We start from the raw sequence: 9,597 nt of genomic DNA on the forward strand, positions 1-9,597 counted from the left end.
TATTAAGCGAATGCGTTTCGCTTAATAGCCCTCCCCTTTTACTCTTTGCCTCTTGAAATTTTTCTTTTTTCTTATTTTGATTTAGTTCTGATAACACATGTTATGTAAACATCAATTCGAAGCAGTTGAAATTCCACTACTTATTCCGGAAAGCCATAGTTGAATAGAATAAAGCGCCTAAGAAATTCCTTTCTAAGACGCCATGGGCTGTAAAACCATTTGTAAATATAGTGGTTCCACTAAAAAATACTCTTTCAAAGCTCTGCTGGTTTAATCTGTTCCATGTAGCTTTGAATGTCTTCCTCGGACATTTCGCCGGTAATGATTTTCACAATTTCCCCTTCGGGATTGACCAGAATCGTGGTAGGAAGGGGCCGAATGTTGTAGGCTTCCATCACACTCTTGTCCTTGTCGATGACAATCGGGAACGTCAGATTCCGCTGTTCGGCATATTGTCTCACTTCATAATCCGACTGGGCAATGTTGACGGCCAGTATCTCCACGCCCTGGTCCTTGTATACTTGATACTGTTTTTCCATCAGAGGAAATTCTTTCTCGCACGGTTTGCACCAAGTTCCCCAGAAGTTCACGAACACCCCTTGTCCTTCGTAATCCGACAGCTGATGCCGTTCCCCGTTCAAATCAGTCAACGCAAAATCGGGTGCCATATCTCCAACCTGCAGCAATTCACTTTTTTCCTTCGTTACCCCATTGTAGATGGTGAAGGCAATAGCTCCTGCCATGACAAGCAAAATGCTTGTCCTCACTATCAAACGATTTTTCTTTTTCTTCTTTTTAGTAGTCATGCAGTGTCACGCCCTTTCTGAATACTTAAAGTCCTGTCTATTAAAATCCTGTGAATCCACCCGTAAATTGCGATAAAAAAGCGATGATTTCTGTCATCATATCAAAGTAGAGTAAAACTCCCATTAGAATCATCAGTGCTCCACCTACTGACATGAGAAGAGCACTTCTCTTTTTCAAGAAACCCAATTTTTCGATAAATAACGACATCAAGAGAAAAGGAATCGAAAATCCCAGGACGTAAAATAGCATGTAGAGAAGCCCTTGGTCCGGATTCGCTACGCCGAGCGCAATAACGCCTGCCAGAATGGGACCGGTACAAGGCGTCCATCCGGCTGCAAAACCGATGCCAATCAAGACAGAACCGGCGTATCCGGATGGTCTTTTCTGAAATTGGATTTTTTTATCTGAAAGCAGAAAATCAAATTTTAAAATTCCGGTTAAGACTAAGCCAAAAAACACCATCAGAATGGCGCCCAGTTGGCGTAGAAGGACTTGATATTCCAAGAAAAATTTTCCAATAAGCGAAGTTGACAAGCCCAATGCTAAAAAAATGAGGGAAAACCCAATTAAAAACAGGACCGTATGAATCAAAGCACTCTTTTTCATCGCCCCTTTCCCCGTTTTTAGCTCAGTGACCGATACCCCGGTGATATAGGACAGAAAAGCCGGGTATAACGGTAGTGCACAGGGAGAAATGAATGATAACAGCCCAGCGCCGAACGCCAGGAATAAACTTACTTCAGTCATAGAATGTTCTCCTTTTTGGTAAATCTGATTTATTCACCTCAACCACTACCTTTTACCATTCTTTGAAAGATGGCCAAAACAACTTCTTGTTATGCGGTGTGTATTTAGGTGCTCTTTTCTTTACTGCCAACAGCCTCGCGACAGACCTAGTTAAACGGAACGCGACAAGGAACAGAATAGTAATAAACCCTAGGCAGTAGATTTATTCTGCACGGCAGAGAATACCAATCATCGCATTCTCCCGAACTCCGAAATCTTCTGCTCTGAGTTTTCCAGTTTCAAAAGAAGGGGGTATTTCTTACGCGTACGAGTGCAAACCGGCAATAATCAGATTGACGACAATCAAGTTAAACATGATAATCGCGAAGCCAATTACCCCAAGCCATGCTGATTTCTCTCCTTGCCAGCCTTTTCCAAGGCGTAAATGAAGGTAAGCCGCATAAAACAGCCACGTAATCAGTGCCCACACTTCTTTCGGGTCCCAACCCCAGAAACGGGACCAAGTGATTTGCGCCCAAATCATTGCAAAAACGAGCGCTCCTAAAGTAAATATCGGAAAACCGATGATGACGGCTCGATAATTGATTTCGTCCATTAATTCGGAACTGACATTTTTCATCATTGGCTGGATTAGTTGAGATATTCGCCGACGGGCAACCAAGCGAATCAATACGTACAAAACAGTACCAACTAACAACGACCATGTAATAGTCGTCAGTTTTGTAGCGTCAATTACCGCAGGAGTTTCTATGAACGGGGTCAGGGCATCCTCGGTCAATGGAACGGATTCATTCATGCCAAAAATAGGAGGCATGTTATAGGTGACGAATGCTTCTTGTCCATCCTTATTTACGTACTGAAATTCGGCTTCATAATTCGTCAAGGTAAAGTAGGAACTGGATATGATAAAACCTAGAACCAGCACCAATGTATACAGGATGGCTTCCAGCCAAAAGCGCTGCTTCGATTTTTTGGTCAAATCTACGACTTTCAGCAAGTAAATTAATCCGGCTGCTGCACTTATTGCCAATATCCCTTCTGCAATGACCACCGTGCTCACATGAATCTCCAGCCAATTCGTTTGGAGCGCTGGAATCAATGGACTGATTTCATTCGGGAACATGCTGGCATACGCAATAATTAACAAAGCCACCGGAAGGACAATCATGCCCAGCACCGCTGTCTTATAGAGGAAGTAAATCAGAATAAATCCTCCGACCAGCGTCATGCCAAATGCTGTGGTGAATTCAAACATATTACTCAGCGGTGCATGGCCAGATACAGCCCAGCGGGTGAAAAAATAGCCCAACTGTGAAAGAAAACCAAAAACAGTAACGGCAATTGCTGCTTTTCCCCATCGCTGTTCCGAGCTGAATGACCCTTTTTTATTCCCTTTTACGGCTCCTCCAAATACGAATGTGGCAATCAGATACGCAAAGAAAGCGATGTACAGTAAATTCGAGCTGATAGTGGTTAATGTCATGATTGCAACTCACCTTCCTTTTCTGTTTCCGTTTCTGCTTGCTGGTCGCTATAAGCAGGCAGTGATGCATAAGCAGAAACTTGTTCGAGATCTTTCTTCAAGCCGAACCAGTTTTTGTTGGTGTGTCCAGCAAGCAGGATGTCGCCGCTGTCGGTTTGCTGCAACCAGAACCGCCGGTGGTTAAAGTACATCCCTTGCGCTACCCCTATCATAAAAATCAACCCTCCGAGACCCAGGATTGGAAGAGTTCGGTCTTTACGGACCGTCAATCCTGAAACGTTGCGCATCTCAGCACTTTGAAAAGCCAATTTATATTGATTGGGTCCGAAAGGCTCGATGGTATTTTGGATGGTAATGAAACTGGTTTCCCCTTTCGGTGTTGCCGGTGTAGTCATCTCCACAAGAAAACCTGGATTGTCCGGCAACGGGCTTGCCGTTTGCGGTTCACCGTTTTCAAATCCGGAGAAATTCGGGTAATAACCGAGCAGTTCTACTGTCGATCCGTTCTTTAACTCATAATTTTTATCGGGATCTATCAAATCAATGGTCAATTCACCCAGCGATTCCTCCGTTTCTTGGTCTGTCAGTGCAAACGTCATGGTTTTTAGTTCATTCAGTTTGTAATCCATCTGATACATGGCATAGCCATCAAATTTTAACGGATGGTTCACACGGATGGGGTACTCTTTGACAATTTCCAAGTTATCAGTTGCCCCTGGCAAACTGCCTTCAGGCGCTTGATAAAGTACGATATCTGTCTGGTAGTTTTTCGCGACCGTTCCCACACGGTCGAGGGCTTCACCGAATCTGGCTTCTTCGCCTTCACCTGTATACGTTTCCAATGCAAACTTCACATTTTCCAAGGAATATCCCGGCACTTCCGGAATAGCCCGTGTTTCCCCTTCCCGAATCCATAGTGTTTCATCGACATAAAAACCGGGAATCATCCGCAACATGACACCGGAAAGGAAAATAATTAGTCCGATATGATTGACATACGGTCCCCATCTGGAGAAACGCCCTTTTTCAGCCAAAAGCCCGTTTTTATCCGTTCTGACTTTATACTTCAATTCCTTCAATTTGGCTTCGGCTTTTTGCAGCGTATCGTCGGCTCCGGGCCCCTTCCCATAGATGCGCTGTTTATTCATAAAGCTTGGATGGCGCAGGACCCGCTGGTTTTTCAATGACCGGTACAGGGGCACAAAACGGTCCAGGCTGGCAATGACCAGCGAAATCGCCAACATTCCGACCAACACGGTAAACCAAACTGAACTGTACAAGTCATGGAACCCTAAAAAATGATAAACACGGCCGACACTGCCATATACATCCGAATAATAAGCTTTAATGGCAGCTTCCCCGGTCGCCGGCACATACATAGATTGCGGAAGGATCGTTCCCACCGATGCGGCTACCAAAATCACTACGATTAGCCCAACACCAACTTTCACACTAGAAAAGAAGTTCCATATTTTATCAATAATAGATTTGTTGTATGTCTGGGATCTTCTTGCGGACCCTTCATAACGCATGTCCGCGAGTAATTTATCTTGTTCTTTCTGCGTCAAAGACCGGCCGCACGCTTCACATAATTCTGTTCCTAGCGGATTTGCGTGACCGCATTTACATTGCATTTTCTCCATCAATAGATCTCCTTTTTTATATTATGAAATCCACCCTGGTTTCACATTTCTCCCCCAACCACATCCATATAAGACTAACTAAAATGTTTGTAGAAAGTGTGCATTTATAAACACTTTGCAAAGTATCAACTTGAAGTTTGTCTAAAGTGTTACAATTGAAATTTCCCCTTTTTCAAACAGCGGCACAGAAGTAGATTCCATTACTGACAATATTTCTTTTACTTTAAGTTCAAAAATTATTCGTTGTAAAAAAGGAATGGAGAACCGCAATTACTTTTTGCAGGTGTTACTGTTTACGCCGCTTCTCATTGAATCCCCACTTTGTCAGAGATATATCGTTTACTACGCATTATACTTTAGTTAATATTAGTAAAAGTAAAAAGCACAGACTTGAAGACTTATAAAAAGGACCGTAACTTTCTATTCTTTAAATGTTCAATTTTTAGACAAAATAATTGTCACTAAAATCCATAAAATCTCCATACCTCCCTTGTATAGTTTGAAGCAAGGAGGAAATTAAAGATGAAAAATAAACTAATAGGTATTGTTTTGTTTTCCGCTTTAGCATTGGCAGGTTGCGCTGGTCAATCGACAGAGGACCCTACTTCAACGGGGGACACGAATTCGGATGGAAGGAAAAGCGTCACACTAGAAGAGCAACAGACGGCGACAGAAAAAACTGTTCTGCCTTCCCTCTTGGAAAAAAAGAACAATCAGTTCGAGATTGTGGCAAAAGAAGCTTCACATCTGTTGACTTCCGACCTTTCTGTTCCCGTATGGACATTTAACGGTTCCGTTCCAGGTCCCCAAATCCGAGTAAAAGTGGGAGAAGACGTCAAAGTAAAACTAGTAAACGAACTACCTGATCCGGTCACGATACACTGGCACGGCATTCCTGTTCCCAACAACATGGATGGCATCCCAGGGATTACGATGAACGCAGTTCAGCCGGGTGATAATTTTGTCTATGAATTTACCGCTGAGGACCCAGGCACCTATTGGTATCATTCGCATCAAGACGGTGTCAACCAAGTAGACAAAGGATTATACGGGTCCTTCGTTGTGGAAGACAATACTCAGGAAGAGATTGATCGTGACTATACTTTGGTACTTGATGAATGGATGAGTAATCCGGACTCCATGAACATGGAGAATGAAGAGATGGAAAGTGATTCTGACAATATGGAAGGCATGGAAGGCATGGAAGGCATGGATCACGATATGAGTGAATATGATATTTTCACAATTAACGGAAAGAGTGGAGAAAGCATCACACCTTTACCTGTAACAGAAGGTGAAAAAGTTCGAATCCGCCTCGTAAATGCCGGGTTTATGTCACATAAAATCCACTTGCACGGGCACGATTTTAAAGTGGTCAGTTCAGATGGGCAAGAAATCACTAACCCCCAGACAATCAGAGACCAGTCCATATCTATTGCGCCAGGCGAACGGTACGATATTGAATTTACTGCAGATAATCCGGGAGATTGGCTTCTCGAGTGTCACGGCGATATGCAAGGAACAGATGGGATGAAAATAGCTATACAGTATGAAAGTTTTGATGGTTCCACAGCGGACAAGTCGAATAACCAGGAAGAGTTGGAAGCATTCGACCTTGCCGCATACGGTGAAAAAGAGTCGGGAGTACTTACCCTAAACCAAGACTATGATGTATCTTATACAATGGATTTGAACACTCGCATGGCCGATAGCGGCACAGAGTACACCATAAACGAAGAGGTGTTTCCTGAAACAGAAAATATAAAAATAAATGAAGGAGATCTTGTAAAAGTAAAGCTGGTGAATAACTCGATGATGGATGATCATCCCATGCATTTACACGGCCACTTCTTCCAAGTACTCAGCAAAAATGGCGAGCCAATCCAGGGATCGCCCGTCTTGAAAGATACGTTAAATTTGAAACCTGGAGAAGAATATGAAGTTGCGTTTATCGCAGACAACCCGGGTAACTGGCTATTCCATTGCCACGATTTGCATCACGCATCTGCCGGCATGGTCACTCAAGTTCAGTATGACGGCTTCACACCTGACTTCACACCAAATCCCGAAGCAAATAACCAACCTGAGTAATTAAACAAGAAAAGTCGCCCGTTACATACGGCGACTTTTTTGTGTTGTTAGCATTTCCATATCAAAAGCAAAACGACAAGGAAGACTTGGTTCTTCAAGAACAGGCAACTTTTACTCAGTCAAAAGTTGCTTTAAAAACTTTAAAAGAATATTGTTGTGTTTTTAAAATATATCAGGTAAGATTTTGTTTGCGCGTAAAACGTAATTATTACAATTTGGAGGTGCAAAATGAAAAAAATTTCAGTCTTGTCAGTTCTGCTCTTATTTTTAACTGCCTGTACCCAACCTGCTACCGATGGCATTGAAAATGAAACATCGAACCTTGAAGAGACAAATATAGAAGAAGCCATTCTTGATGTTTACACAACAGCTTATCCCCTCGGCTTTTTTACTGAGCGAATAGGTGGAGAGCGTGTCAATGTCAGTTCGGTTTATCCACCGGGGACGAATGAACATGTTTTTGAACCTACACAGCAAGACATGATTTCACTTGCCGAAGCCGACTTGCTTTTTTACGTAGGGCTTGGTCTTGAGGGATTTATGGACAGCACCAAAGAAACTCTTAGCGGAGAAAACGTACAAATGGTGGCCGTTGCAGATGCCATTTCTGATGAGGAGTTAGTGGAAGAAGTGGATGAAGAGGACCATGTGGAAGATGTCAGTGAAGAGGAAAGTCTTGAAGAGGATGCTCACAGTATCGATCCTCATGTTTGGATTTCTCCGGTCCTAAGTCAAAAGCTCGCAGCAGCCATTAAAGACTCCCTTATACAAGCTGATGCAGAAGGCGCTGAAATATATGAAGCCAACTTTAATGAACTCGTTGCAGAGTTAAAACAACTCGATCAATCATTCTCTGACTTATCAAGCACTGTCGAAAACAAGACATTCTTCGTTTCGCATGCTGCATTTGGTTACCTTGCGGAAACTTACGGTTTCGAACAAGTGGCAGTTGCTGGGTTGAACAGCCAGGATGAACCATCTCAAAAAGAATTGGTGGAAATTGTAAATCTTGCAAAAGAGAAGAGTATTGACTATATTGTTTTTGAACAAAACGTTTCTTCTAAGTTAACAGAAGTTATCCAAAAAGAAATTGGCGCTGAAGCTGTTAACATGCACAATTTGAGTGTCTTGACTCAAGAGGATATTGACAACAACGAAACCTATTTTACGCTTATGAGGAAAAACTTTGCTGTCTTGGAAACCATTCTAAATTAAAAACAACATCACCAATTGGCTATTATAATTTGAAAATCACCATTTCTATTTTAAGTTCTTGTTCAGACTTTCATCCTTGGATGTACCCGGTTTTTTAGCTGCGTCATTAGTACTGTTTAAAAAATTCTTAACAGTTTTCCTTTATCAGACAAAAGGTACACCCCACGAAAAGTTTCGTGGGGTGTACCTTTTTGGATAAAAAACTTTTTTAATTGCTTTGCGAAGACCGGTTCCCTTTACTTCCCTTCGTATTCATCTTCATAATTTTGATAATAGTGTAATATATCTTTGACATAAGCCTCGCTTTGGTTATAGTGGAAAACAGCTTCCTTAACGTCTCCATCAGCAGCACCATACTTAGACAAGTAGTGAGCCGCACTATATAATGCATCTGTTAGGTTGTACGGGTCCGCAGTGCCATCATTGTTTCCATCAACTCCGTACCCTCCATATTTGGCGATGACCGCCGGATTCGTTTTCTCATCAGTCGGAATATTTCCTTGCCCTAGTCCCGAACAAGTCGGGTAGTTCCATCCGACAAATGTGCAAGGCATGAACTGCAAAGGCCCTTCTGCCCCTACAGGAGATAGCATCGGGTCCATCGTCGAAAACTTTGTCTCAATGCGGTGATGAGCTGCGAGAAGGGTCCACGGGACACCGTAAGCATCCCCGGCTTCTTTATAAAGTGGAATGTTTTCTTCTGGCAACTCAACTTCAAAGAACTGCTGAGGTATTTTTTTTATCGAATGGGCTAGTGTTAACGGACTGATCGTTTGAGAAAAGAAGATAGCTACTATAGTTAATCCGATGACAGCACTAACCAACATTGCTATCAACCCTTTTTTATACCGGGTAGAGCTGTTTTTCTTTTTCTTCATTTCTTCACATCCACCACTTTTTTTACAGTATATCATATTGAAATTGTGCTAGTTACAGGATTGATTATTCCATTTTATTCCTAGTACATGAGGGAAAGTTGTTAATTTCCTAGTTAATAACTACCGCTCTCGTAAACAGTATTGAAAAGGACAACCCTTTTTAGCTTATATTTGATTTTCTAAAAGAAAAATTTGAGTAACCCGTTTTAATATATGAACATGAAGAACGGAAATTCGACTCTCTATCCAATCGGTTACATGCACCTGACAGTTATGCGGCACCTGAAAGAGAGTCACTTAAATAGAAATCACTCCATAAGACACATAGTGCCGTTGAACGGTTCAATGCTTATTTAAAAAAGTTTTTTTCTTGAATCAGAAATTCGTGGCCCTGAGAAGAAAGACAAATTGCAGGTCGATTTGACTCAATTGGCAACCAACGCATCCATACTCGCAATCAACCGACTAAAATTGTTTCAATCAACCGCTGTCTCTCCACCATGTCATTCGCTTTTTTAAGAAATCGTCGGTTTTCGGCTCTTCCATGATTTCTAGAAGTATATATTCTGAAGTTGCTATCTGAGCGATATCATATCAAAATTTAAAAAAATTGAAAAACTGTACAAGAAGTATGATAAAACTAAAAAAGTGATCTATTTGACCATTTCTCACGTTTTATTAGATAAGATTAAATGTTGAGTGTTTACTAGAACTAGAAATCCAAATTTTCTAC

General features: G+C 41.9%; 7 protein-coding genes. 2 read left to right on the forward strand and 5 right to left on the reverse strand.

Translation table 11 applies throughout. From position 1 onward, the window contains the following. Positions 1–254: 254 nt before the first annotated feature. The 4 genes from resA to resB form a co-directional block, all read right to left on the reverse strand. A complete protein-coding gene (gene resA / locus CXF70_RS10150) occupies positions 255–806 on the reverse strand; it encodes a thiol-disulfide oxidoreductase ResA (RefSeq protein WP_101802562.1) in 552 nt (183 codons plus the stop codon). Positions 807–846: 40 nt separating this feature from the next. Continuing rightward, positions 847–1,554 (reverse strand): cytochrome c biogenesis CcdA family protein, encoded by a 708-nt coding sequence (locus tag CXF70_RS10155; RefSeq protein WP_101802563.1) that lies wholly within the window; start codon positions 1,552–1,554, stop codon positions 847–849. A 298-nt stretch (positions 1,555–1,852) separates the two neighbouring features. Then, positions 1,853–3,037: a c-type cytochrome biogenesis protein CcsB gene (ccsB, locus tag CXF70_RS10160; RefSeq protein WP_101802564.1), complete on the reverse strand. Its 1,185-nt coding sequence runs from the start codon at positions 3,035–3,037 to the stop codon at positions 1,853–1,855. Continuing rightward, a complete protein-coding gene (resB, locus tag CXF70_RS10165; protein ID WP_101802565.1) occupies positions 3,034–4,680 on the reverse strand; it encodes a cytochrome c biogenesis protein ResB in 1,647 nt (548 codons plus the stop codon). The genes ccsB and resB overlap by 4 nt, the downstream gene beginning before the upstream one ends. Before the next feature lie 522 nt (positions 4,681–5,202). On the opposite strand from resB, the gene CXF70_RS10170 reads away from it, so the two are divergent. Further along, the gene (locus CXF70_RS10170) at positions 5,203–6,771 is read left to right on the forward strand and encodes a multicopper oxidase family protein (RefSeq protein ID WP_101802566.1); all 1,569 of its coding nucleotides are present in this window, start codon (positions 5,203–5,205) and stop codon (positions 6,769–6,771) included. A gap of 228 nt (positions 6,772–6,999) precedes the next feature. After that, a complete protein-coding gene (locus tag CXF70_RS10175) occupies positions 7,000–7,986 on the forward strand; it encodes a metal ABC transporter solute-binding protein, Zn/Mn family (RefSeq protein ID WP_101802567.1) in 987 nt (328 codons plus the stop codon). Positions 7,987–8,222: 236 nt separating this feature from the next. On the opposite strand, the gene CXF70_RS10180 is transcribed toward CXF70_RS10175, so the two are convergent. Then, positions 8,223–8,864 carry a lytic transglycosylase domain-containing protein gene (locus CXF70_RS10180; protein WP_101802568.1) on the reverse strand — a complete coding sequence of 214 codons (642 nt, stop codon included), beginning with the start codon at positions 8,862–8,864 and terminating at the stop codon, positions 8,223–8,225. Between the last annotated feature and the right edge of the window lie 733 nt (positions 8,865–9,597).

The organism is Planomicrobium sp. MB-3u-38 (genome assembly GCF_002836425.1).
GTDB lineage: Bacteria > Bacillota > Bacilli > Bacillales_A > Planococcaceae > Planococcus > Planococcus okeanokoites.

Bases quoted from the DNA above. Each gene is read 5' to 3' on its own strand.
- resB (WP_101802565.1), bottom strand. From the start codon at position 4,680: ATGGAGAAAATGCAATGTAAATGCGGTCACGCAAATCCGCTAGGAACA.
- CXF70_RS10175 (WP_101802567.1), top strand. From the start codon at position 7,000: ATGAAAAAAATTTCAGTCTTGTCAGTTCTGCTCTTATTTTTAACTGCC.
- CXF70_RS10155 (WP_101802563.1), bottom strand. From the start codon at position 1,554: ATGACTGAAGTAAGTTTATTCCTGGCGTTCGGCGCTGGGCTGTTATCA.
- resA (WP_101802562.1), bottom strand. From the start codon at position 806: ATGACTACTAAAAAGAAGAAAAAGAAAAATCGTTTGATAGTGAGGACA.
- CXF70_RS10180 (WP_101802568.1), bottom strand. From the start codon at position 8,864: ATGAAGAAAAAGAAAAACAGCTCTACCCGGTATAAAAAAGGGTTGATA.
- CXF70_RS10170 (WP_101802566.1), top strand. From the start codon at position 5,203: ATGAAAAATAAACTAATAGGTATTGTTTTGTTTTCCGCTTTAGCATTG.
- ccsB (WP_101802564.1), bottom strand. From the start codon at position 3,037: ATGACATTAACCACTATCAGCTCGAATTTACTGTACATCGCTTTCTTT.